Source organism: Micromonospora zamorensis, from assembly GCF_900090275.1.
Lineage (GTDB): Bacteria > Actinomycetota > Actinomycetes > Mycobacteriales > Micromonosporaceae > Micromonospora > Micromonospora zamorensis.
In genome coordinates, this window is the sequence record NZ_LT607755.1 from 4,367,197 (window position 1) to 4,391,248 (window position 24,052).

The window sequence follows — 24,052 nt, forward strand, 5'->3', positions numbered from 1 at the left end:
TCCTGCGAGGACGTGTCACGCCGGACCCGTCAGGCAGGACCGCACGGCACGGGGTCGGGCGCGTCGGCCAGCCCACAACGGAACACCTCCACCGGCGCCGTCGCCACCTGCGGCACCTGCTCCACCCGCAGCAGGGCCAGCCGTTTGTCGACCGGCTCGCCCGACTCGGGCGTGAACCGGATCAGCCCGGCAACCCCCCGGTAGCCCTGGCCGGCGTTCTGCCGGAGCACCTCCGCGTGCACGGCGACCGGGTTGACCGACGTCGGCTCCCACCGTTGTCGAGGGTCGGCGTGGTGCAGCCGGGCGGCGAGGCTCTCCACCGCCCGGATCATCATCATCGCCGCGTCGTAGGCGAGGCTGACCCGCTCGCCGACCTGGTGCCCGGAGTCCGGCCGGCAGCGCGGCGGGTCCAGCAGATCGTCGGCCTGGATCCAGGACAGGAAACTGGCCCGGGCATCGTCGCGGCGCTCCTCGGCGACCCGCAGCGCGGCGCAGGTGGCCAGGGAGGCCTTGGAGACGTACGTGACCGGCAGGTTGCCGGGGGCCGCGGCGCGCAGCCCGGGGTTGGCCATGTAGCGGTTGACCGAATCGTCGGCGACGAGGTGCCGGGGCGGGTTGCCGCCGCACTCGCGCAGCGCCCGCAGGAAACCGTCGAACTCCGTCCAGCGGCCCGCGTAGAAGAGCAGGCCGGGGTAGCCGCACTCGTCGGTCAGCCGCTCACCGGTGCGCCACTCGTCGAGGCGCGTCATCCGGGCGCCGAACCGCTGCCGCAGCCCGTCGACGAGGGTGCCCACGTAGAGGTCCTCGGTGAGCGAGCTGCCCTCCAACGTCGTGTAGTAGACGTGCGCCTCGTCGACCTTCAGCACCTGTTGGGCGTACGCGTCGACCATCTCCACCTGATCGGTGTTGGGCGCGGAGATCTGCAGGTAGAGGCGGGAGTTGGCGTCCATCCGGTCGGCGGAGAGCGTGGGTGCCAGCACCGGCAGCCCCACCTTGTTCAGCTCGCGCAGCGCTCGGGCGGTGCTCGTCCGGCTCTCCACCAGCCCGACGACCCCGACCACAGTGGGGTCGTCCGAGGCCAGCTCGGCCAGCATCGACACGGCCCGGTCGGCGTAGATCATCTGCCGGCCACCGTTGGCCACCACGATCCGCAGCAGCGCGGCGCCGTCGGCGCCCGCCGACTCCTTCAGCAACGCGTACTGGGCGGTGGCCATGCCTTCGAGCTCCTCGCGCTCGGAGACGTAGGACTCCTCGTCGGCGCGGGTCCGGTTGCCGGTCAGGGTGCCCAGGTAGACCAGGGTCAGGAAGGGCCGACGCCGGTCGCTGCGCTGCCAGACCTCCTCGGCGGCGCGGTTCTGCGCGAAGATGCGCTCCTGGATCTTTCGCAGACCCTCCTGACCGGGGTCGTTGTTGAACACCTGCGCGGCGCTGTCGCTGTAGCCGACACACTCGCCGCTGGCGACCACCTCGACCGAGACCCGACCGCCGGTCAGCGACGGGTGACACCCTGGCGCCCACCGGCTGCCCGCCCACACACCGAGCGCCGCCACCAGCACCAGGCACAGCGCCGCCGGCAGGAAGCGCCGCGACCACCAGGGCGGGTCGGGCGCGGAGAACGGTCGCATGCCGCCACGCGACGGCGGGCCGGTGTCGGAGTCGTCGGGGCGCAACGCCACCAGCCAGGCGGCCGGGCGGCGCAGCCGCCGCATCTCCGGCAGCGCCTCGGCCCACTCGTCGTACGCCTCGTCGGCCTCGGTCAGCGGGTGCGGCTCGGGAAGTTCCGGCGGTGGTTGCCCGCCGGACACCACGATGAGCAGCGGGTCGTTGCGGCCCGTCTCGGTGCGGACGTCGCCGATCAGGCGGACCAGTTCGCCACCGACGTTGCCGGGGGCGACGTGATCGATCAGCAGCGCCGGGTACGCGGTGCGCCGCCAGTCCGACGGGCGCCACGGCCGACGCCGGTACGCCTGCCGCAGGTCCTCCAGGAACGCGTGCAGCAGCAGCTTGTTGACCTGGTCGGGTTGCTCGCCGTCGCGCCACCCGGCGGTGAGGCGTTCGGCGAAGCCGAGGAAGGTGACCGACTGCCGGGGCGCCAGGTACTGCTGGCGCATGAACCAGTTGTAGTGCCGCCCGAGCACCGGCACCCGGCCGGAGACGGCGGCCCGGAAGACCACCCCCGGCACGGCGCGGCGGACCACCCACAGCAGCACCTGCGAGACGATGCTGACCGCGTCACCGCCGGTGGGCAACGCCTCGGGCGTACGCGGGCCCCGGCGGTCGCGCAACCGTCGGACCAGAGCCGCGCGGCTGTCGTCGGCGTCGATGCCGAAGCTGAGGCTCTGGTGCATCAGCCAGTCGGCGAGCGGGTAGTGCCGGAAGCGCAGCCGGGCGGCGCCGAACGCCTCCAGGGAGAGCTGCCGGTGCAGTTCGCGCAGCAGCGCCGGGACGTCCCCGGCGCCCGGTGGCGCGTCGGCGTCCAACACGGCGTGCGGCACCCGCCGCCGGGCGCCCTGACCGAGGAAGCGGCGCAGCGGCACCATCAGATCCGCCGTGTCGGAGCGGACCAGCCAGAGCAGCGGCAGCCGACGGTCGCCGCGACGGGGTCGCCGCAGCAGCCGTGCGAGCAGCGCGAAGAACTCCAGCCCGCCAGCCGGCAGCCGGTCGCGCCCGGTGGCCGCCTGCCGCTGGCCGATCAACTCCTGCTTGGGCACCTCGGACCGTCGCACGCGTCACCTCCGATTCCACTCAGTGTGACGCATCGGGTACAGACGCGTGGCCGGCCGACGGCCGAGTGCCCACAGGGGACGCTCGGCCGCCGGCCGATGGGTTCTGGCGGTGCGGTGCCGTTTCGCTCTAGCCGGTGACAGCGTTCAGCGCGGGCAGGTATCCGTAGCGGTAGCCGTCGGCGTCCGGGTGGTACGCCTCGATGATCCCGGAGATGTCGTTGATCCACGGGTCGCCGGCGCAGACGCCGTGCCCGGCGAAGGTGCGTCGGGTGTCGGCGAAGGTGGCGCCGGCCGCGCTGGCCCGGCCAGCCGTGACCGAGGCGAGCACGTCGGCGGCCTCGTTGAGGATGGTGCGCTTGTAGGTGCTCATCGCCAACCATCCGCAGGAGGTCGTCTCGAACAGCCGCGGGTAGCCGAGGACGATCAGCCGGGCGTTGGGTGCCCGGTTGCGGATGGCGGTGTAGGTGGCGTCCAGCCGGGCGGGCAGGGTCGTGGTGGCGAAGGTCTTCGCGGTGTTGACGGCGTTGGTGCAGGACGAGGTGCTGCCGAACCGGCAACTGGTGATGACGTTGACGAAGCCGGCGTCGTTGCCGCCGATGGTGATGGTGACCAGGGTGGTGCTGGCGCTGAGCGCGCTGACCTGGTCGTTGAGCACGTCGGCGGTGACCGCACCGCCACAGGCCCGGAAGTTGAAGCTGGTCACGCCGTGGGCGGCCGCCCAGAGCGGGGCGTACGACTTCTGGCTGCGCAGGCAGCCGGACGAGTCGTACGGGCCGGCGCCGACGCCGGAGGAGTACGAGTCGCCGAGCGCGACGTAGTTGACGGCGGCGGCCTGCGCGGTGCCGGGAACGAGCACGGCGCCGAGGGCGGCGGCGCAGAGGGCGACCAGTGCGGCCAGGGCGCGGGCGAGTGGACGGTGGGGCATGACGGACCTCCACAGAACAGGGGGTGGTGGGATCCTGCGACCGCGCGCGTGGCCAGGTTGGGTCTTTTGTTACTAGCCGGTAATGCTATCGAAACATGTCCATCAATGGAATAGGTGGACGACGCCGCGCGGCGGGTCTGCGACGTTCACTTCTGTCGATTAGGTTGGCGTGGCGAACACCCGATGGAGGGAGTCCACCTCGTGCGACGAGCACTCACGGCGGCCACCGCCGCCCTGACCCTCACCACCGCCGGCACCATGCTCGCCGGCACCCCCGGCCAGGCCGCCCCGACGGGCTGGGGTCGGCCGATCGTCACGGCCGCGCCGCAACCCGGCGCGGCCGGCCTGGGCGACACCTACTTCCCCGACTACGGCAACGGCGGCTACGACGTCGAGCACTACGACGTCCGGCTGCGCTACGACCCGGCCACCGACCTGCTCACCGGCACCACCACCATCCTCGCCACCGCCACCCAGGACCTGTCGGCGTTCAATCTCGACTTCCTGCTCGACGTCGAGTCGGTGCGGGTCAACGGTTGGGCGGCGACCACCAGCACCGCGGGCGCACACGAGCTGGTGGTCACCCCGGCCCGCACGGTGACCCGGGGCCAGCAGCTCACCATCGTGGTGCGCTACAACGGCATCCCGTCGGAAACCCTGGTCGGCGGCTACACCGGCTGGACGCGCACCGACGACGGCGCCCTCGCCGTCAACGAGCCCGAGTCGGCCTGGTGGTGGTTCCCGAGCAACGACCACCCCCTGGACAAGGCCACCTTCGACATCTCGGTGTCGGTGCCCACCGGCGTCGAGGTGATCAGCAACGGCGTGCAGCCGAGACCACCGGTGGCCGAGGCCGGCAACCGCACCCGGTGGATCTGGCGGACCACCTCACCCACCGCCACCTACCTGGCCTTCATGGCCATCGGCCAGTACGACATCGTCACCGACACCACGCCGGGCGGCCAGCCGGTGGTCAACGCGTACAGCACCTCGCTGGGCGCGCTCGGGCCGGCCGCGAGGGCCAGCATCGAGCGGACCGCCGAGATCGTCGACTGGGAGAGCGGGATCTTCGGGCCGTACCCGTTCGAGGCGCAGGGCGGCGTGGCCGGGCCGATCGACGGCATCGGCTTCGCACTGGAGACTCAGACCCGACCGGTGTACGGGCCGGGCTTCTGGCGGCGCGGCGCCAACACGTACGTGGTGGCGCACGAGAACGCCCACCAGTGGTTCGGTGACTCGGTCTCGGTGGCCGAGTGGCGCAACATCTGGCTCAACGAGGGCTTCGCCTCGTACGCCGAGTGGCTCTGGTCGGAGGAGCAGGGTGAGGGCACCGCGCAGGAGGTGTTCGACTTCACCTACGCCAGCTACCCGGCTGACGACGAGTTCTGGCAGGTGCTGCCCGGTGACCCTGGTGCCGCCCGGGTCTTCGACAACGCCGTCTACGACCGCGGCGCGATGACGTTGCACCAGTTGCGGCTGGCCGTCGGCGACGACGCGTTCTTCGAGATCCTGCCGGCCTGGACCAGCGAGCACCGGTACGGCAACGGCACCATCGAGCAGTTCCAGGCACTGGCGGAACGGATCTCCGGGCTGGACCTGGACGAGGTGTTCACCACCTGGCTGTTCACCGCCGGCCGGCCCGACGTGGCCACCGCCGCACGCAAGGCGGCCCCACCGACGGAGCCGAAGTCCTGGGCCAAGATCCGCGAGTCGCACCACCTGCTGTCGCACTAGGCATCCGGTGTGGACCGCGAGCGCCCGCACGTGAGCGCGGGCGCTCGCGGCACGCCCGCCGACTTTTGTCGATCATGGAGTTGTGGTGCCAACTTCGGCCCGAAACGGGTGGTTCTTCCGGCACCACAACTCCATGATCGACGGCGTCAGGGGCGGGCCGTGCTCGCTTCCACGGCACGGATGTGCCGGTAGGCGAACCAGAGCGGAGGGAACGCCCCAACCGCGAAGGACAGGTCGATGAGCGTCCAGAACCAGGGGATGTCCCGGACCGGCCCGCAGATCAGCGCCAGCGGCACGATTCCCGCGCAGGCGATCATGCCGACCTGCACCACCCACACGTTGCGCACCGGGTCCCGCAGCGGCCCCCAGAAAGCCACCGCCAGCACCAGATGGGCGAACGCCAGCCAGTCGGTGCCGTAGAGCAGGAACGGGTAGTCCTCACCGGCCGTCACGAGGCCGGTGTGCACCCGCTCGATCCAGGCGACCAGGGCGGGCAGTTGGTCGGAGAGCGGGTCCAGTGCGCGCAGCAGCCAGCGCACCTCGATCTCCAGCGGAAATGCGGTGGCACCGCTCAGGAAGAGCCCGATCAGCACGATCCACAGCCACCGACGGGTCCGTCGTAGCCGCTCCTCGATGTCCATGATCGCAGCGTAACGATGATCTTCATTTCGTCCTGTCCCGTGCGCGGGGCACCGGGGGTGACCGCTGTCTCAGCGACGCGCCACCCGCCCGGCCGTGGCCAACTCCGCGAGCGTCTTCACCAGCGGGAATGTCCGGCCGGTGCGGCAGCAGACCTGCCCCACCGACCGGACGCCCACAACTCAGCGAGCGGCGAGAGCCTGCGCGGCCGGGCCGACCGGGGCCGGCAACGCACCGACACCACCGAGGTGCTCGTGGATGGCGGCAGCCGCCGCACGCCCCTCGGCGATGGCCCAGACGATCAGCGAGGCACCCCGGTGCATGTCACCGGCCACGAACACCCCGTCGGCGTCGGTCTGCCAGTCGTCGCGGGCGTCGACCGCGCCCCGGGGATTACGGGTCACACCGAACTGGGCCAGCAACGGCTGCTGCTCGGTGCCCTCGAAGCCGATCGCCAACAGCACCAGATCTGCCAGCAGCTCCCGCTCGGAACCCGGCACCACGGTCACGACCCGTCGACCGTCGCGCTTCTCCACTGTCACCTCAGCGATCCGCACCGCCCGCACCTGTCCGGTGCCGTCGTCCACGAACTCCTGCACCGCAACGGCGAAGACCCGCTCGCCACCCTCCTCGTGCGCCGGGTAGCTGCGCAGGATCCACGGCCACGTCGGCCACGGGTCCCGTGCCTCGTCGCGCTCCTGGGGCGGCTGCGGGTACAGGTCGAGCTGGTGCACGCCCGCGGCGCCCTGCCGGTGCGCGACGCCGAGGCAGTCAGCCGCGGTGTCACCACCACCGATGATCACCACGTGCTTGCCGGCCGCGTCGATCGGGCTGCCGTCCGGCAGCAGCGCACGCGCCGGCCGGGCCTCACCCGTGGCCGCGACGCCAGGCTGGTCGGTGGCCGCGGTGGCGACCGCGCGATTCGCCGCGACCAGGTGCGCCATCGCCTGGTGTACGCCCCGAAGCGCCCGCCCCGGGGTCTCCGGAGTGTCCCGCCCCTGCAACGCGCCGCAGGCAAGCAGCACCGCGTCGTGTTCGGCGCGCAACTGCTCGGCGGTGACGTCCACCCCGACGTTCACGCCGGTGCGGAAGCGCACCCCCTCGGCGACGAGCTGGGCCAGGCGGGCATCGATGTGCCGCTTCTCCAGCTTGAAGTCGGGGATGCCGTACCGGAGCAGGCCACCGATCGCGTCGTCACGCTCGTACACCGTCACCGCGTGACCGGCGCGGGCCAGTTGCTGGGCGGCGGCGAGGCCGGCGGGCCCGGAGCCGACGACGGCGACCGACCGACCGGACGGCGCCGGCACCGCGCGAGGGGTGAACCCGCGTGCCGCGGCGGCGTCGGCGATCTCCACCTCGACCTGCTTGATGGTCACCGGCTGGCCGCCGGAGATACCGAGGACGCAGGCCGCCTCGCAGGGCGCCGGGCAGAGCCGGCCGGTGAACTCCGGGAAGTTGTTGGTGGCGTGCAGCGACTCGACTGCGGCGTCCCAGTTGCCGGTCCGCACCAGGTCGTTCCAGTCCGGGATGCGGTTGCCCAGCGGGCAGCCGTCGTGGCAGAACGGGATGCCGCAGTCCATGCATCGGGTGGCCTGCTCGCGGACCAGTTCCTCGCCGGCCGGTGGGTAGACCTCGCGCCAGTCGCTGATCCGCACCGGCACCGGGCGGCGGGCCGGCAGTCGCCGGTCGTAGCGCAGGAAACCGTTCGGGTCAGGCACGAGCCACCTCCTGGGCAGCCACCCGCGGGGCGGGCGGCACCGGCGCGGCGGACGGCGCGCTGAGCGCGCTCATCACCGCGTCGTCGACGTTGCGGCCGGCGGCTTCGGCGGCCTTCATGATCTCCAGCACCCGGCGGTAGTCGCGGGGCACCACGGCGGTGAACTCGGCCACCGCCTCCGGCCAGCGCTTGAGCAGCTCCTCGGCGACCGCCGACCCGGTCTCGGCCACATGCCGCTGGACCAGCTCGTGCAGCAACGACTGCTCCTGCTCGCCCAGTTGCGCCAGGTCGACCAGCTCCGTGTTGACCCGTGCGCGGTCCAGGTGGTGCACGAACGCCGTGCCGCCGGACATGCCGGCCGCGAAGTTACGGCCGGTCGCGCCGAGCACCACGACAGTGCCGCCGGTCATGTACTCGCAGCCGTGGTCGCCAACCCCCTCGACCACGGCGACCGCACCGGAGTTGCGCACCGCGAACCGCTCCCCCACCCGGCCACGCAGGAAGACCTCACCCGCCGTGGCCCCGTACAGGATGGTGTTGCCGGCGATGATCTGATCCTCGGCCCGCTGCCCCGGCTCGGCGTCCGGGTCGAGGAACGGCGCCACGGCGTCCGGACGGACGATGATCCGCCCACCGGAGAGGCCCTTGGCCACGTAGTCGTTGGCGTCGCCGTGCAGCCGCAGGGTCACCCCGCGCGGCAGGAACGCGCCGAACGACTGCCCGGCCGTGCCGTGCAGCACGAACTCGATGGTGTCGTCCGGAAGGCCGGCACCGCCGAAGCGGCGCGTCACCTCACCGCCGAGCATCGCGCCGACGCTGCGGTGCTCGTTGCGGACCGCCACCTCGACCCGTACCGGCGCACCCGCGGACAGGGCGGGCTGCGCGAGCGCGATCAGCTCGTTGTCCAGGGAGAGCTCCAGGCCGTGGTCCTGTGCGCGTATCCCCCGTCGGGCCGCGCCGGCGGGCAGCTCCGGCAGGTGCAGGACGGGCGCCAGGTCCAACCCGTGCGCCTTCCAGTGCGTCAGCGCCGGGGCCACGTCGAGCAGCTCGGACTGCCCGATCGCCTCCTCGATGGATCGGAAACCCAGCTCGGCCAGGTATCCCCGGACCTCCTCGGCGAGGAAGAGGAAGAAGTTCTCCACGAACTCCGGGGTGCCGGTGAAGCGCTCGCGCAGCACCGGGTTCTGCGTGGCGATGCCGACGGGGCAGGTGTCCAGGTGGCAGACCCGCATCATCACGCAACCGGCGACGATCAGCGGCGCGGTCGCGAAGCCGAACTCCTCCGCGCCGAGCAGCGCCGCGATCAGCACGTCGCGGCCGGTCTTGAGCTGACCGTCGACCTGCACGGTGACCCGGTCGCGCAGCTTGTTGAGCAGCAGCGTCTGTTGGGCCTCGGCAAGGCCCAGCTCCCACGGGGTGCCCGCGTGCTTGAGCGAGTTCATCGGGGAGGCGCCAGTGCCCCCGTCGTGGCCGGAGATGAGGATGACGTCGGCCTTGAGCTTCGCCACCCCGGCGGCGACGGTGCCGACGCCGACCTCGCTGACCAGCTTGACGTGCACCCGCGCGGTCGGGTTGACGCACTTCAGGTCGTGCACGAGTTGGGCGAGGTCCTCGATGGAGTAGATGTCGTGGTGCGGCGGCGGGGAGATCAGACCGACGCCCGGAGTCGCGTGCCGGGTACGGGCGATCCACGGCCAGACCTTGTTGCCGGGCAGTTGACCGCCCTCGCCCGGCTTGGCGCCCTGGGCCATCTTGATCTGGAGGTCGTCCGCGTTGACCAGATATTCGCTGGTCACACCGAACCGGCCGCTGGCGATCTGCTTGACCGCCGAACGGCGGGCCGGGTCGTGCAGGCGATCGACGTCCTCGCCGCCCTCACCGGTGTTGGACTTGCCGCCGAGACGGTTCATCGCGATGGCGAGCGTCTCGTGCGCCTCCGCGGAGATCGACCCGTACGACATGGCGCCGGTGGCGAACCGCTTGACGATCTCGCTGGCCGGCTCGACCTCGTCGATCGGCACCGCCGGGCGGAGCCCGGTGCGCAGGGTGAACAGTCCACGCAGCGACCCGGCCTGCGCGGCGAGCGCGTCGACCTTCGCGGTGTACTCCCGGAAGACGTCGTACTGCCGGCTGCGGGTGGCGTGCTGCAACAGGAAGACCGTCTCCGGGTTGAACAGGTGCAGCTCACCCTCGCGGCGCCACTGGTATTCGCCACCGACCTCCAACCGGTCGGAGGCGGCGGAACCCGCCGGGGGCCAGGCCAGCGCGTGGCGGGCGGCCACCTCGGCGTGCACGCCCGCGAGGTTCACCCCGCCGATCCGGCTGGGGGTGCCCCGGAAGTAGCGCTCGACCAGCCGGGTGTCCAGGCCGACCGCCTCGAAGACCTGCGCCCCGCAGTACGAGGAGACCGTCGAGATGCCCATCTTCGACATGATCTTCAGGACGCCCTTGCCGAGCGCCTTGGCGTAGTTGCGGACCGCGGCTGCCGGCTCGACGCCGGCCAGGGCGCCGGTGGCGATCATGTCCTCGACGGACTCGAACGCCAGGTACGGGTTGACCGCCGCGGCGCCGTAGCCGATCAGGACCGCCGCGTGGTGCACCTCCCGGCAGTCGCCGGACTCCACGATCAGCGCCGCCTGGGTGCGGGTCTGCTCCCGCACCAGGTGCTGGTGCACGGCGGCGGTGAGCAGCAGCGACGGGATCGGCGCGAGGTCGGCGTTCGAGTCCCGGTCGGAGAGCACCAGGATGCGGACGCCGTCCTCGATGGCCTCGGAGACGTGCCGGCAGATCTCGGTCAGCCGTGCCTTGATCCCGGCCGCGCCCTCCCGGATGCGGTACAGCCCGGACACCCGGACCGCCTTGAAGCCGGGCAGGTCGCCGTCCTCGTCGATGGAGAGGATCTTCGCCAGCTCGTCGTTGTCGATGATCGGGTGCGGCAGCACGATCTGGCGGCAGCTCGCCGCGCCCGGGTCGAGCAGGTTGCCCTCCGGCCCGATCGTCGACGCCAGACTGGTCACCAGCTCCTCGCGGATGGCGTCCAGTGGCGGGTTGGTGACCTGGGCGAAGAGCTGGTGGAAGTAGTCGTAGAGCAGCCGCGGCCGGGTCGACAACGGCGAGATCGGGGTGTCCGTACCCATCGAACCGAGCGGCTCGGCGCCGGTGCGGGCCATCGGCCCGAGCAGGATCTTCAGCTCCTCCTCCGTGTAACCGAAGGTCTGCTGCCGGCGGCGCACCGAGTCGTGGGTGTAGACGGTGTGCTCGCGGGCCGGCAGGTCGCCCAGCTCGATCAGCCCGGCGTGCAGCCACTCGCCGTACGGCTGGGCGGCGGCCAGCTCGGACTTGATCTCCTCGTCGTGCACGATGCGACCCGCGACGGTGTCGACCAGGAACATCTTGCCCGGCTGGAGTCGCCCCTTCGCGACCACGTGGGCCGGGTCGAGGTCGAGCACGCCCGCCTCGGAACCGAGCACCACGAGCCCGTCGTCGGTCTGCCACCAGCGCCCCGGGCGCAACCCGTTGCGGTCCAGGACCGCGCCGACGATCTCGCCGTCGGTGAAGGCCACCGACGCGGGACCGTCCCACGGCTCCATCAGGCTCGCGTGGAAGCGGTAGAAGGCCCGCTTGGCCGGCTCCATGCCGGGGTCGTTCTCCCACGCCTCGGGGATCATCATGAGCACCGCGTGCGGCAGGCTCCGTCCGGCCAGGTGCAGCAGCTCCAGGACCTCGTCGAAGTTCGCCGAGTCGGAGGCGCCGGGCGTGCACACCGGGAAGACCCGCCGGATGTTGCCCGGCACGTTCGGCGAGCGCAGCAGCGCCTCGCGGGCCTGCATCCAGTTGCGGTTGCCACGGATCGTGTTGATCTCGCCGTTGTGGGCGATGAACCGGTACGGGTGCGCCAACGGCCAGGACGGGAAGGTGTTCGTGGAGAAGCGGGAGTGCACCAGCGCGATCGCGCTGTCGATCCGCTCGTCGCGCAGGTCCGGGTAGAACGCCGGCAACTGGTCGGGCGTCAGCATTCCCTTGTAGACCATGGTGCGGCTGGACAGCGACGGGAAGTATGCCGGCACGCCCCGCTCGGCGGTCTCCCGCTCGGCCTGTTTGCGCAGGCTGAACGCCACCCGGTCCAGGTCGATGCCGCGCAGCGGCGAACCGGCCGGCCCCTCTGGCGAGTCGGTGAGCCGGCGCGCGGCCAGGAAGAGCTGCCGGACCCGGGGCATCGCCGCCAGGGCCGTCTCACCAAGCTCACTCGGGTCGATTGGCACGTCGCGCCAGCCGAGCAGGTCGGCTCCCTCGACCAGTGCGTATTTTTCGATCACCCGCCGGGCACGCGCCTCGGCGGCGTCGTCGTCGGGGAGGAAGACCAGCCCGGTGGCGTACTCGCCCGCCGGGGGAAGCGCGACGTCGGCCACCGCGCGCAGGAAGGTGTCGGGGACCTGGATCATGATGCCGGCGCCGTCGCCGGTGTTCGGCTCGGCACCGCGAGCGCCGCGATGGTCCAGTCGACAGAGGGCACCGAGCCCGTTGGCGACGACCGCGTGCGAACGCCGGCCGTGCAGGTCCGCCACGAAGGCCACCCCGCAGGCATCGTGCTCCTGCGCCGGGTCGTAGAGGCCCTGCGCGGGCGGGCGGGAGCCGGGCATCGGGGACGCCTGCGGGCTGTGCGGATACGGCTGAATCTTGTCCGCGTACGGCTGAGCCACCGGGCCTCCTGTCGTCACTCAGGTTGGATCATGGTGGGGACGACGTCGGCCCGGGGTCTATTGAGTCTACGTTAGGGCCGGGGTCGCAGGGCCACCTGAGATTGATCACACCGTCCACAGGCTGGGACGTGTAGTCTCGCGCGGTGGATCAGCTACACAAGGACGTCTTCGACCGGTTGGAACGCTTCTACGACGCGGTGCCCCGCGACGTCGCCGGTGCGGAGGAGCACGGCGGGTTGGTGCTGTTCGTCCGCGATGGCGCCGGCTGGCCGTTCTACGCCCGCCCCCGGATCGACGCCACCCAGCCGCCGTCGCTGGCCGACGTGACCTCGGTCCGCGAGCGGCAGCGGAAGCTGGGCCTGCCGGAAGCCTTCGAGTGGGTGCACGAGACGAGCCCCGAGCTGCTGGCGGTGGCCCGCTCGGCGGGGCTGCACGTGCTGGAGGCGCCGCTGATGGTGCTCGACCCGGCCGCGCTGCCCGACCCGGCGACGCTGTCCGACGTGGCGGTGCGGGTGCTGGCCGCCGACTCCCCCGGTTTCGCCGCCGATGTCGCCGCACGGCGTGCGGTGGCAGCGGTGTCGTTCGCCGCCGCCGGCACCGCGCCCGGCGAGGCCGGCCCGGCCGAGCGGGACGCCGCCGTCACCGAACTCGAACTGGCCGCGCTCGACGAGGAGCGTTCCCGGATCGCCGACGGTCGACGGATTTCCGCGCTGGCCGGCACGCCCACCGACGGTGCGCTGGCCAGCGGCATGGCCATGCGCGTCGGCGACGTCGCCGAGATCGCCGGGGTGGCCACCCTGCCCGCCGCCCGCCGACGCGGGCTGGGCGCCGCGCTCACCGCAACCCTGGCCCGGGAGCTCGTCGCCGCCGGCACCGACCTGGTCTTCCTCTCCGCTGGCAGCGACGAGATCGCCCGGGTCTACCTGCGGGTCGGCTTCCGCCGCATCGGCACCGCCTGCATCGCCGAACCGGTCGCCCTGATCTCCTGACCGGGGTGGGTCAGGTTGGGGGGCGCCACTGGGCCGCGGAGGCAGCGGCGCTGGAGAGCAGTCGCGAGTTGATCGTGCCCAGTGCGGCGTCCCGGGCTCGCAACGCCAACCGGCCCCGAGCCTGGAGCACCGCCGACATCCGTCGGGTCTGCCGGACCACTGTCGCGGCCCGCGGGCGGCGAATCCGGTCGTACGCCTGAACGGCGTCGGGCAGCCGGGCTTCCCGCAGCAGAGAGGCCAGGGTGGCGGCGTCCTCGAACGCGAGGCAGGCGCCCTGCCCGAGGTGCGGCGGCATGGCATGCGCCGCGTCGCCGAGCAGCACGACGCCGCCCGGCCCGCACGGAAAGCCGTACGCGCGGGGCAGCGGTCGCAGCTCGCGGACCTCCTGCTGGACCAGGTCGGCCGGGTCGGTGGCGTCGAGCAGTGCCCCGATCGGGTCGGGCCAGCCCGCGTACCAGCGGCGCAACAGGGCGAGCTGGGTCTCCGGTGGTTCCGGGCGAGGTGCGCCGGCGGCGGTGGCCACCCAGTAGATGCCGCCCCGGGTGGACCCGCCGGACGAGCCGCGCTCGCCCAGCGACGCGGCCACGAACCGGTAGCCGGCGCCCAGGATCTCGCCGGCGAGTGGCTGGTCGTCGGGTAGCCGAGGGGCCTGGTACCAGGGAATGACGGCCCGCCAGGCGGCGCAGCCCGAGCTGACCACCCGGGATTCGGGGGCGAGTTGGCGGCGGATGCCGCTGTCCGTGCCGTCGGCGGCGACCACCAGGTCGACCTCGATGGTCTGCCGTCCGTCGCTGACCGCCGGCCGCTCACCGGGCTCGACCCGGACATGGCGCACCGTCACACCGGTCCGCAGCTCGACCCGCTCGCCGAGGCCGGCGATCAGCGCGTCGTGCAGGTCCTCGCGGTGCACCACCACCGGCATCCGGTCGGCGGGAATGGGTCGGGGCTGCACGAGCCAGTGCCCGTCGGGGCGACGGACCCCACCGTCGGGCAGCGGCGTGGCGATGGCAGCCAGGCCCGCGCCGAGACCGAGGGCCTGCAGCGCGCGGACGCCGTTGGGCCAGAGCACCACGGCGGTCGGCTCGGGACGGACCCGTTCGGCGCGCTCCAGCAGGGTCACCTGCCAGCCGGAGCGGGCCAGCGCGCCGGCCACCGCGAGGCCACCGACCCCTGCGCCGACCACCACCGCGCTTCGCATCGGTGCCGCCCCCGCTCAGCTGTCCCGGTCGGCGGGCCGTGCGCCAGTGGCGTCGGCCCGGTCGGTACGGGTGGCCGACGGGTCGTCCGCCGGGTCCTCGTCGGTCGACGGGCTGTCGACGGTTGCCTCATCGACACGCGACTCGTCACCCAGCGGCTCGGCGCCACCGGGCCGGACGTCCTCGTCGGCGGTCGGCTCGGGCGGCACGACGCCGGTGTCCTGCCAGGCGGCGTACTGCTCCTCGCTGACCACCCGGTAGCCCTCCGGGGCGGCGGCCTGCGCTGGGGTCTCCCGCTCGGAGAGGTCCACCTGGGACAGGTCGGACGTGGGGGGCGTGGTCGGCGTCGCCGCCGCGCCGATCGGGATCAGGAATTCCTGGGGGCCGCGCACCCGGACGAAGTAGATCAACCCGCCGAGGAAGACCAGCGCGGCGGTCCAGACGTTGAGCCGTACGCCGAGGATCTGGTTGGCCTCGTCGGTGCGCATCAGCTCGATCCAGAAGCGGCCGGCGGTGTAGCCCATCACGTAGAGCGCGAACGCCCGGCCCCGGCCCAGCTTGAGCCGGCGGTCGAGGAGGAGGACCAACGCGACCACGCCGAGGTTCCACAGCGCCTCATAGAGGAAGGTCGGCTGGTAGAGGCCCGGTTCGAGGATCGGCTGCCCGGCATCGTCGCGCAGCGCGTGCCCCGGATTGTCCGGGTCCATCCGGTGGATCTCCAGACCCCACGGCAGGGTGGTCCGGCCACCGAACAGCTCGTTGTTGAACCAGTTGCCGAGCCGGCCGACCGCCTGGGCCAGCGGCAGCCCGGGTGCCAACGCGTCGGCCACCACCCCGAACGGGATGCCGAGCTGTCGGGCCGCGATGAAGGCGCCGAGCGCGCCACCGGCGACGGCGCCCCAGATGCCGAGACCGCCCTCCCAGATGGCGAATGCCTTCATCGGCTCACCACCGGCGCCGAAGTATTTCTCCGGTGAGGTGATCACGTGGTAGATGCGGGCGCCGATGATGCCCGCCGGCACCGCCCAGACGGCGATGTCGAGCACGGCACCGGGCGCGACGCCGCGCTGCCGCAGCCGGCGCTCCGTCACCCAGCAGGCCAGCACGATGCCGGCGATGATGCAGAGCGCGTAGGCCCGGATCGGCACCGGTCCGAGCTGCCAGACCGCGGTGCTGGGGCTGGGCAGGGCCGCCTGGGGGGACAGCGAGGCGAGGGTCACGGGTGCACACGCTACCGCTGCACACCCCCGCAGCGGCACCCCGGGCCGCTGGAGTGCGCATCCCGGTGACTTCTGGTTTGCACCCCCGTACGCTCTTTGTCCATGAGCGCGCTCACCTGGGCGGTCGCCGCGGTCGTCAGTGACGACACCGGCCGGGTGCTGCTCTGCCGGCAGGGCCGGGGGGAGCGCCGATACGCGCTGCCCGGCGGGCGGCTACGCCCGGCCGAGAGCCCGGTGCAGGCGGCCCTGCGGGACATCCGCGCGGAGACCGGCTGGGAGATCGAGCTGGTCGACCTGGTCGGCGTCTACCACCTGACCGGCCCCACCTGGCGGACGTCCCCCGGGCGCGCCGGGCCACTGCCGGACGTCCTCGTGCACGTGTTCCGGGCCCGCGCCGCCAGGGTCCGACCCGCCGCCGACCCGCCGCCGGGCTGCCGGTTGTCCTGGCACTCCCCCGACGCGCTGCCCGAGTCGGTCACGCCGCTCACCCACGCCGCCGTCACCGATGCTCGCGCCGGCCGCTCCGGCGTGCTCCGCGACGCTTCGTGGGCACCGCCCGAGCCCATTGGAGAGCCGGTGAACGGGCCTGACGGGCACGGGGTCGTGGCGCAGCCGCCGGAACAACGTGGTGAGACGGCGGCGGACGCCCCACTTCGCCCCGGACCGCGCCGACACGACTGAGCGGCCCGACGCCGACCGGACGGGCAGCACCCGTTCGAGCGTGATGCCGGTGAGTCATCAGGATGACTCACCGGCATCGCACGCCTGAGACAGACAGGCCCGCCGCGCCGTCAGCGGGTGGGGTTGCGGACGCCTTCTGCGAGTTCGGCACTGAGGGTACGCAGGGCGGCCAGCCCCTCCGCCTCGCTGGGCGCGTCGAGCACGCACCGGACCAGGGCACTGCCGACGATCACCCCGTCGGCGTACCCGGCGACGGTGCCGGCCTGCACACCGGTGCCCACGCCCAGACCGACACCGACCGGCAGGTCGGTGACCGCCCGGACCCGGGAGACCAGCGTCGGCGCGGCGTCGGACGTGCTCGCCCGGGCACCGGTCACCCCCATCACCGCTGTCGCGTAGACGAAACCGCGGCAGTGCTCCACCGTCATCGCCAGCCGGGCATCGGTGGACGACGGCGACACCAGGAACGTGCGGTCCAGCCCGTGCGCGTCCGAGGCGGCCAGCCACTCGTCGGCCTCGTCGGGAATGAGGTCGGGGGTGATCAGCCCGGTGCCGCCGGCGGAGGCGAGATCACGGGCGAACACGTCCACGCCGTACCGCTCGACCGGGTTCCAGTAGGTCATGGTGACCACCGGAGCGCCGGTGGCCGCCACCGCCTCGATGATGCGCATGGTGTCCGCGGTGCGTACGCCACCGGCCAGGGCGATGTCACTGGCCTTCTGGATCACCGGCCCGTCCATCACCGGGTCGGAGTAGGGGATCTCCACCTCGATGACGTCGACGCCGGCCTCGACCATGGCGGTCATCGCGGCGATGCTGCCCTCGACGGTCGGGAAACCAGCCGGCATGCAGCCGACCAGCAGTGCCCGCCCGTCGGCGCGGGCCTTGTCGAAGGCCACCCCGATCCGGCTCATCTCACCGCTCCTTGTCGAGGATGCCGAAGTAGTCACCGGCGGTGTGCACGTCCTTGTCGCCCCGCCCGGAGAGGTTCACCACGATGGTGGGCTCGCGGCCCAGCTCGGCGGCGAGCTTCGGGGCCAGCGTGAGGGTGCCGGCGAGCGCGTGCGCGCTCTCGATCGCCGGGATGATCCCCTCGGTGCGGCAGAGCAGCTCGAACGCGGCCATCGCCTCGTCGTCGGTGACCGGCAGGTAGGTCGCCCGGCCGGTGTCGTGCAACCAGGCGTGCTCGGGCCCGACGCCCGGGTAGTCCAGGCCGGCGGAGATCGAGTGCGACTCCAGCGTCTGCCCGTCGGCGTCCTGCAACACGTAGGTGCGGGCACCGTGCAGCACGCCGGCCGACCCGCCGGTGATGCTGGCCGCGTGCCGGCTGGTGGTCACGCCGTCACCGCCGGCCTCGAAGCCGTACAGCCGCACGTCCGTGTCGCCGACGAAGGCGTGGAAGATGCCCAACGCGTTGGACCCGCCACCGACGCAGGCGGTGACCGCGTCCGGCAGCGCGCCGGTGAGGTCGAGGCACTGCTGGCGGGCCTCGTCGCCGATGCCCCGGACGAAGTCGCGGACCATCGCCGGGAACGGGTGCGGGCCGGCGGCGGTGCCGATCAGGTAGTGCGTCTCGTCGACGTTGGCCACCCAGTCGCGCATCGCCTCGTTCATCGCGTCCTTGAGCGTGCGCGAGCCGTTCGTGACCGGGACGACGGTGGCGCCGAGCATCCGCATCCGGGCCACGTTGAGGGCCTGCCGCTCGGTGTCGACCTCGCCCATGTAGACCACGCACTCGAGGTCGAACAGGGCGGCGGCGGTCGCGGTGGCCACGCCGTGCTGCCCGGCACCGGTCTCGGCGATCACCCGGGTCTTGCCCATCCGCTTGGTGAGCAGCGCCTGGCCGAGCACGTTGCGCACCTTGTGCGCGCCGGTGTGGTTGAGGTCCTCCCGCTTGAGCAGCACCCGTGCGCCGAGTTTCGCGGAGAACCGCCGGGCCTCGTAGAGCAGCGACGGGGTGCCGGCATAGTCACGCAGCAACGCGGCGAACTCGGCCCGGAAGGACTCGTCCGCCGTCGCCGTGCGCCACGCCCCGTCGAGCTCGTCCAGCGCGGCCACCAGGGCCTCGGGAACGAACCGACCGCCGAAGCGGCCGAAGTGGCCGGCGGAGTCGGGCTGCGAGCCGGCCACCGGGGCCAGCGCGTCGGCGCTCATCGGAAAATCCTCTCGGTGGGGCGTCCGGTGCGAGGTCAGCGCACCGGCCTGGGCGTTGCCGGGTGGTTGCCCGCGTTGACCAGTTCGGCGACGGCCTCGCGGGGGCTCTTCTGGGTGACCAGGCCCTCGCCCACGAGCACCGCGTCGGCGCCCGCCGAGGCGTACCGGATCAGGTCGTGCGGGCCACGGACGCCGGACTCGGCGATCTTGACGACACTGCTGGGCAGGCCGGGCGCGATCCGCTCGAACACGGACCGGTCGACCTCCAGGGTACGCAGGTCACGGGCGTTGACCCCGATCACCTGCGCGCCGGCCTCCAGAGCGCGGTCGGCCTCTTCCTCGTCGTGCACCTCGACCAGCGCGGTCATGCCCAGCGACTCGATGCGCTCCAGCAGACCCATCAGCACGTTCTGTTCGAGCGCGGCGACGATCAGCAGAACCAGGTCGGCGCCGTGCGCGCGCGCCTCGTGCACCTGGTAACTGGAGACCACGAAGTCCTTACGAAGCACCGGAACCGTGACCGCGGCCCGGACGGCCGCCAGGTCGTCCAGTGAACCACCGAACCAGCGACCCTCGGTCAGCACGCTGATCGCCCGAGCCCCACCGGCCGCGTAGTCGACGGCGAGGTCGGCCGGATCGGCGATCTCGGCCAGCCGGCCCTTGGACGGCGAGGAACGCTTCACCTCGGCGATCACGGCGACGCCGGGCTTGCGCAGCGCCGCGTACGCGTCCAGCGGCGGCGGCGCAGCCGCTGCCAGTTCACGGATCCGCTCGAGCGGAACCTGCTCCTGGCGTCGGGCGACGTCCTCACGTACGCCAGCCAGAATCTCGTCGAGCACGCTTACGGACGCTGCCTGACCGGCGTCGTCCCCCTCCGCGTGCGCATGCTCAGCAGTCACCAACGGACTCCCCTCTCCGGGCGTCATGGGCCGATGCTAGGGGCAGCCGACCTACGCCGGACGCCGGGGGTATGGCGCTGCTCACGAAAAGGGCTGCGGCATAATGGCCGACTTGCCGTGAACGGTGTGTCACGCAGCGCCACCTCCGATATCGACCACCGTCACGGGTACGGGGCCTGGCGACCACGGTCGAACCGGGCCGATCCATCGATCATGCCACCAGTCGGCGGACGGCGCTCGGCGACAACGACGCCGGTCGATGTTGTGAGCAAGCTCAAGGTTTGACAGCCGGACCTGGTCAGGGCCAGGGCGGGACAGTTGACCGGGCGTTCACGGCGGCGAAACGTCAGCCGGCGAGCATCGTCCTCGGGCAGACTCAATGGCGCGCCTACCCCGACCGTCGCAACTCCTCGTGCGAGGTGACCATGAGCATTTCCGAGCCGCAGCCGACCATCGGCCTGACCACCATCTCGCGCACTGTGGCGTCGCTCGCCGTCGGCGTGGTGCACAGCGTGGAGCGGGCCGTGGTGGGCGAAGGACGGATGCGGACCGCCCGCGGCAACGCCTGGGAGGCCGTCTGCGCCGACCGGGCCCGCGCCGACCAGCGTGCCGAGCTGAACCGCCTGGTAGCCGAACTGACCGCCGCCCGCGCCGCCGGTCGCCGAGCCCAGCGGGAGCACCAGCCGGTCGGCTGACCCCCGCCCACCGCGCCGGCCGCCGCGTCAGTCGGCCGTCGGGTCCTCGCCCCGATCCAGGGCGTCCCACGCCTCGGTGGTCCGCCGCCCCGCCAGCGGAGCCGGCGGACCCTCCGAACCAGCCGGCACCGACGTGGTCGCAGGGGCCGAACGCACCGGCCGCTCGTACCGGGCGCCCATCGCCGGCCAACCGCCACCACGCCACGCCGTCCACCACCCGCCAGCGGCAACCAGCAGACCGCCGAGCAGACAGAGCGCCGGCCACTGCCGGCTCACCGAACCGCCGATGTCGGCGACCAGCCCGTACCCGCCGCCAGCCGCCACGGCCAGCCCCAGCGCGCCGAGCAGCCCACCGAGCACCTGCCGCAGTCGACCCCGGGTGGCCAGCACCGCTCCACCACCCGCCAACGCCACCAGCGCCAACGCCGGCAGCCAGGGCAGCAGCCCGCCGCCGCTGCGGGTGTCCCGCACCGGCGGCAGCGGCGCCGGGCGCACCGTCAGCTCCACCGACCAGCTCCGCGTCGCCGCCCACAACGCCAGGCCCGCGCCGGCCAGACAGAGCAACACCGCGTACGTCAACTCGCGCCGACCCACGGCGGACCGCTCCTCGGCACTCACCGGCCCCACCTTCCGTTCGCGACTGCGGGGCTCCGCTGCGCTGCACTCCTCGCGCTCACCGAGCCCACCTTCCGTTCGCGACTGCGGGGCTCCGCTGCGCTGCACTCCTCGCGCTCACCGAGCCGGCCGCAGGGTTTCGGCGGCCGCGATCGCCGCCAGCACGGCAGCGGCCTTGTTCCGCGTCTCCTGGTCCTCGGCGGCCGGGTCCGAGTCGGCGACCACCCCCGCCCCGGCCTGCACGTACGCGCGGCCGTCGCGGATGAGCGCGGTCCGGATGGCGATCGCCATGTCCAGGTCGCCGCCGAAGCCGAAGTAACCGACAGTGCCCCCGTAGACCCCCCGGCGGACGGGCTCCAACTCTTCGATGATCTCCATGGCCCGCACCTTGGGCGCGCCGGAGAGCGTGCCGGCCGGGAAGGTCGCGGCGAGCGCGTCGAAGGCGGTCTGGTCGTCCCGCAACGTGCCGGTGACGGTGGAGACGATGTGCATGACGTGGCTGTACCGCTCGATGGTGGCGAACTCGGGCACCTCCACGCTGCCCGGCTGACAGACCCGACCCAGGTCGTTGCGGCCCAGGTCGACCAGCATCACGTGCTCGGCTCGCTCCTTCGGGTCGGCGAGCAACTCCTGGGCGAGCGCTGCGTCGGCGGCGGGGGTGCCACCGCGCGGCCGGGTGCCGGCGATCGGGTGCAGCAGCGCCCGCCGTCGCCCGTCCACGCCACCGGTGACCTTCAGGTGTGCCTCCGGCGACGAGCCGACGATGTCGAACCCGTCGAAGCGCAGCAGGTACATGTACGGGCTGGGGTTGCTGGTGCGCAGCACCCGGTAGACGTCCAGCGGGTCGGCGTGGATCGACCGCTCGAAGCGCTGGGAGAGCACGATCTGGAAGCACTCACCGGCCCGGATCGCCTCCTTGGCCGCCTCCACCGCCTTCGGGTAACCGTCGTCGGGCGTACGACAGAGCACCTCCCCGGCCGGCGGTCGCTCGACGGTGGAGATCATCGGCGGGATGGGCCGCGACAGGGCGGTGGTCATCGCGTCCAGTCGGCCGACCGCGTGGTGGTAGGCGGCGGTCACCTGCGGGGCGCGGTCCGGGGCGTCCGGTGGTGGCAGCACCGCGTTGGCGACCAGGATCGCCGAGCCGTCGTAGTGGTCGAGCACCACCAGGTCGGTGGCGAGCATCATGCCCAGCTCCGGCACGCCGAGGTCGTTCTCGGTCAGCTCCGGCAACCGCTCGAAACGGCGGACCAGGTCGTAACCCAGGTAGCCGACCATGCCCCCGGTCAACGGCGGCAGGCCGTCGGACGGGTCCCCCACCGGGCCGGCCAGCGCCGCCACCGTCTCCCGCAGCACCCGCATCGGGTCACCCTCGGTGGGCAGCCCGGCCGGCGGCTGGCCGAGCCAGGTCGCGACGCCGTCCCGCTCGACGAGGGTGGCGCTGCTGCGTACGCCGATGAACGAATACCGTGACCAGGCCATGCCGGCGGACCCGACGCCCTGCTCGGCCGATTCCAACAGGAACGTGCCCGGCCCGCCGGCCAACTTCCGGTAGACCCCGACCGGGGTCTCCGCGTCGGCCAGCAACCGCCGGGTGACCGGCACCACCCGCCAGCCGGTGGCCAGCTCGGTGAAGGCGGCCAGGTCGGGGCTGACGATGCCGTCGGTCATGGCTGGGTCTGCCTTTCGTTCACGGCCGTGGGGCTCGGCCACGCCGCGCTCACCGTGCCTCCGGCGTGGTGACGGGCAGCTCGGTGAAGAAGCAGGTCCGGTGGCCGGTGTGGCAGGCCGCTCCGACCTGGTCCACGCTCACCAGCAGCGCGTCCCCGTCGCAGTCCAGCGCGACAGAACGGACGTACTGGTGGTGCCCGGAGGTGGCGCCCTTGACCCAGTATTCGCGTCGGCTGCGTGACCAGTAGGTGGCGCGGCCGGTGGTGAGGGTGCGGTGCAGCGCCTCGTCGTCCATCCAGGCGACCATCAGCACCTCACCGGAGTCGTGCGCGCGGACCACGGCGGCCACCAGGCCGTCGGCGGAGCGGCGCAGCTGGGCCGCGATGGCCGGGTCGAGCCGGGACGGGCGAGCCGGCTCGGACACCACCGGGTCGCTCGGATCGCTGGGAACGCCGGTCAGCGGCGGGTCAGGTACGGGCACAGTGATGAATTGTCCCGCACGCGGTGCGGGTACCGGCGACCGCTCCCGCCCGGGCTGCGACGCAGACCCGGCGGGCCGGGCCAGCTGGGCCACGTAGCGGTCCAGCCGACCGTCGACCAGGGCGGCGGCCAGGTCCGCGCCAGCCGTGTCGGCGATCTCCTCGGCGTACGGCCGGATGAGCGGCAGTGTGCCGGCGACCAGCCGTACGGCGGCGGCCCACAGCTGGCTGGTGGCGCCCGGACGCAGCCCGAGGCAGAGCAGCATGTCCGACCGGTAGCCGGGTGGGGCGACCGGCAGTTCCAGGGCCGCCGCGAAGGCCGCCCGACGGGAGTGGACCCGCACCGACGGGTTGGCCGGGCGCAGCACCGACGGGCAGAGGCGGGCCAGGTCGGCGACGGCGAGCCGGACCCCCACGCGGTCGTTGGCGACGCGGGCGGCGGCGGCCTTACCGAGCGTGGCGATCAGCTCCTCCAGCCGGGGTGGCTCGGCGGGCTGACAGAGCACCGGCAGATCGATCCGGGGCCGCCAGTGCGGGTCGGCCCAGAGCAGTCGCGCCGGTGTGGTGACCGGCAGTCCGAACGCCCAGTCGGCCGGTTCGCCGAGTCGGTGCACCCAGGAGCGGACGTCACGGGCGGCCACCGAGACGTGGGTGACCCGGCCTGCGGACTCGGCCAGGTACGCCTGTCGGGCGGCGTACGGGGCACCGCCGACCAGCACGTCGAGGTCGACGTCGCTGTGTGCGGTGGCGGCGCGGCGGGCGTGACTGCCGCGCAGCAGGATGCCGACGACCGGCCGCTCGGCGCCCTGTCGCAACCGCGCGGCCCAGTCCTCAAGAAAACCGCTGTCCGGTAACGGAGCGTGACCCACCGCGCCATCGTGCCGTACGTCCGATCAGCGCGCAATGCCCGTTGGCGGACTCGCTGTCCGGTCCGGAGCCTACTGCCCGTTCTCACGCTGTACGCGACGGCGGGCAGTCAGACCCCGGCCTCGACCGTTGCGCCCGGATCGGT

The 24,052-nt window shown here is 72.7% G+C and carries 17 protein-coding genes and 1 pseudogene; 4 read left to right on the top strand and 14 right to left on the bottom strand.

The window, feature by feature from the left end:
• Positions 1-29: 29 nt before the first annotated feature.
• Both GA0070619_RS19125 and GA0070619_RS19130 read right to left on the bottom strand, forming a co-directional pair.
• Positions 30-2,726 carry a type 1 periplasmic-binding domain-containing protein gene (locus GA0070619_RS19125; protein WP_231927104.1) on the bottom strand — a complete coding sequence of 899 codons (2,697 nt, stop codon included), beginning with the start codon at positions 2,724-2,726 and terminating at the stop codon, positions 30-32.
• A gap of 127 nt (positions 2,727-2,853) precedes the next feature.
• Positions 2,854-3,651: an SGNH/GDSL hydrolase family protein gene (locus tag GA0070619_RS19130; RefSeq protein WP_088949327.1), complete on the bottom strand. Its 798-nt coding sequence runs from the start codon at positions 3,649-3,651 to the stop codon at positions 2,854-2,856.
• Positions 3,652-3,834: 183 nt separating this feature from the next.
• Between GA0070619_RS19130 and GA0070619_RS19135 the strand changes: the two genes are divergently transcribed.
• Positions 3,835-5,385, top strand: coding sequence for a M1 family metallopeptidase (locus GA0070619_RS19135; RefSeq protein ID WP_414855608.1), 1,551 nt, complete (start codon positions 3,835-3,837; stop codon positions 5,383-5,385).
• Between the two features lie 146 nt (positions 5,386-5,531).
• On the opposite strand, the gene GA0070619_RS19140 is transcribed toward GA0070619_RS19135, so the two are convergent.
• The 3 genes from GA0070619_RS19140 to gltB all read right to left on the bottom strand — a co-directional run bounded on the left by GA0070619_RS19140 (position 5,532) and on the right by gltB (position 12,381).
• Complete coding sequence (locus tag GA0070619_RS19140) at positions 5,532-6,026, bottom strand: hypothetical protein (protein ID WP_088949328.1); 495 nt, start codon at positions 6,024-6,026, stop codon at positions 5,532-5,534.
• 180 nt (positions 6,027-6,206) lie between these two features.
• Positions 6,207-7,742, bottom strand: coding sequence for a glutamate synthase subunit beta (locus GA0070619_RS19145; protein WP_088949329.1), 1,536 nt, complete (start codon positions 7,740-7,742; stop codon positions 6,207-6,209).
• On the bottom strand, positions 7,735-12,381 hold the full coding sequence (gene gltB, locus GA0070619_RS19150; RefSeq protein WP_088951907.1) for a glutamate synthase large subunit: 4,647 nt from the start codon (positions 12,379-12,381) through the stop codon (positions 7,735-7,737). The genes GA0070619_RS19145 and gltB overlap by 8 nt, the downstream gene beginning before the upstream one ends.
• Before the next feature lie 203 nt (positions 12,382-12,584).
• On the opposite strand from gltB, the gene GA0070619_RS19155 reads away from it, so the two are divergent.
• Positions 12,585-13,430: a GNAT family N-acetyltransferase gene (locus GA0070619_RS19155; RefSeq protein ID WP_088949330.1), complete on the top strand. Its 846-nt coding sequence runs from the start codon at positions 12,585-12,587 to the stop codon at positions 13,428-13,430.
• Between the two features lie 10 nt (positions 13,431-13,440).
• Here the strand turns inward: GA0070619_RS19155 and GA0070619_RS19160 are convergent, their stop codons facing one another.
• A complete protein-coding gene (locus GA0070619_RS19160; RefSeq protein WP_088949331.1) occupies positions 13,441-14,628 on the bottom strand; it encodes an FAD-dependent oxidoreductase in 1,188 nt (395 codons plus the stop codon).
• 15 nt (positions 14,629-14,643) lie between these two features.
• Positions 14,644-15,846 (bottom strand): prolipoprotein diacylglyceryl transferase, encoded by a 1,203-nt coding sequence (gene lgt / locus GA0070619_RS19165; protein WP_088949332.1) that lies wholly within the window; start codon positions 15,844-15,846, stop codon positions 14,644-14,646.
• Between the two features lie 102 nt (positions 15,847-15,948).
• Between lgt and GA0070619_RS19170 the strand changes: the two genes are divergently transcribed.
• Entirely contained in the window at positions 15,949-16,527 is a 579-nt protein-coding gene (locus tag GA0070619_RS19170; protein WP_088949333.1) for an NUDIX hydrolase, read from the top strand.
• A 110-nt stretch (positions 16,528-16,637) separates the two neighbouring features.
• Here GA0070619_RS19170 and trpA read toward each other — a convergent pair whose 3' ends face one another.
• The 3 genes from trpA to trpC are packed head-to-tail and all read right to left on the bottom strand — an operon-like array spanning position 16,638 to position 19,520.
• Positions 16,638-17,441 (bottom strand): tryptophan synthase subunit alpha, encoded by an 804-nt coding sequence (gene trpA / locus GA0070619_RS19175; RefSeq protein ID WP_088949334.1) that lies wholly within the window; start codon positions 17,439-17,441, stop codon positions 16,638-16,640.
• 1 nt (position 17,442) lies between these two features.
• Positions 17,443-18,681 carry a tryptophan synthase subunit beta gene (gene trpB / locus GA0070619_RS19180; RefSeq protein ID WP_088949335.1) on the bottom strand — a complete coding sequence of 413 codons (1,239 nt, stop codon included), beginning with the start codon at positions 18,679-18,681 and terminating at the stop codon, positions 17,443-17,445.
• 35 nt (positions 18,682-18,716) lie between these two features.
• The gene (gene trpC, locus GA0070619_RS19185) at positions 18,717-19,520 is read right to left on the bottom strand and encodes an indole-3-glycerol phosphate synthase TrpC (protein WP_172862221.1); all 804 of its coding nucleotides are present in this window, start codon (positions 19,518-19,520) and stop codon (positions 18,717-18,719) included.
• A 485-nt stretch (positions 19,521-20,005) separates the two neighbouring features.
• Here trpC and GA0070619_RS19190 point away from each other — a divergent pair, with 485 nt between their 5' ends.
• On the top strand, positions 20,006-20,275 hold the full coding sequence (locus GA0070619_RS19190; protein ID WP_088951908.1) for a hypothetical protein: 270 nt from the start codon (positions 20,006-20,008) through the stop codon (positions 20,273-20,275).
• A gap of 27 nt (positions 20,276-20,302) precedes the next feature.
• Here the strand turns inward: GA0070619_RS19190 and GA0070619_RS19195 are convergent, their stop codons facing one another.
• From GA0070619_RS19195 to GA0070619_RS33950, 4 genes and pseudogenes are all read right to left on the bottom strand, one after another.
• Entirely contained in the window at positions 20,303-20,902 is a 600-nt protein-coding gene (locus tag GA0070619_RS19195) for a Trp biosynthesis-associated membrane protein (protein WP_088949337.1), read from the bottom strand.
• A 105-nt stretch (positions 20,903-21,007) separates the two neighbouring features.
• Positions 21,008-22,561: an anthranilate synthase component I gene (locus GA0070619_RS19200; RefSeq protein WP_088949338.1), complete on the bottom strand. Its 1,554-nt coding sequence runs from the start codon at positions 22,559-22,561 to the stop codon at positions 21,008-21,010.
• Between the two features lie 49 nt (positions 22,562-22,610).
• Complete coding sequence (gene hisI, locus GA0070619_RS33550; protein WP_088951909.1) at positions 22,611-23,042, bottom strand: phosphoribosyl-AMP cyclohydrolase; 432 nt, start codon at positions 23,040-23,042, stop codon at positions 22,611-22,613.
• A 180-nt stretch (positions 23,043-23,222) separates the two neighbouring features.
• Positions 23,223-23,909, bottom strand: a pseudogene (locus GA0070619_RS33950) (phosphoribosyl-AMP cyclohydrolase); the annotation flags it as partial.
• Positions 23,910-24,052: the final 143 nt, after the last annotated feature.

Coding starts and splice junctions, on each gene's coding strand:
- gltB (WP_088951907.1), bottom strand. CDS start 12,381: ATGCCCGGCTCCCGCCCGCCCGCGCAGGGCCTCTACGACCCGGCGCAG.
- GA0070619_RS19135 (WP_414855608.1), top strand. CDS start 3,835: ATGGAGGGAGTCCACCTCGTGCGACGAGCACTCACGGCGGCCACCGCC.
- GA0070619_RS19170 (WP_088949333.1), top strand. CDS start 15,949: ATGAGCGCGCTCACCTGGGCGGTCGCCGCGGTCGTCAGTGACGACACC.
- GA0070619_RS19160 (WP_088949331.1), bottom strand. CDS start 14,628: ATGCGAAGCGCGGTGGTGGTCGGCGCAGGGGTCGGTGGCCTCGCGGTG.
- trpA (WP_088949334.1), bottom strand. CDS start 17,441: ATGAGCCGGATCGGGGTGGCCTTCGACAAGGCCCGCGCCGACGGGCGG.
- trpB (WP_088949335.1), bottom strand. CDS start 18,681: ATGAGCGCCGACGCGCTGGCCCCGGTGGCCGGCTCGCAGCCCGACTCC.
- GA0070619_RS19140 (WP_088949328.1), bottom strand. CDS start 6,026: ATGGACATCGAGGAGCGGCTACGACGGACCCGTCGGTGGCTGTGGATC.
- GA0070619_RS19200 (WP_088949338.1), bottom strand. CDS start 22,561: ATGACCGACGGCATCGTCAGCCCCGACCTGGCCGCCTTCACCGAGCTG.
- GA0070619_RS19190 (WP_088951908.1), top strand. CDS start 20,006: ATGAGCATTTCCGAGCCGCAGCCGACCATCGGCCTGACCACCATCTCG.
- GA0070619_RS19130 (WP_088949327.1), bottom strand. CDS start 3,651: ATGCCCCACCGTCCACTCGCCCGCGCCCTGGCCGCACTGGTCGCCCTC.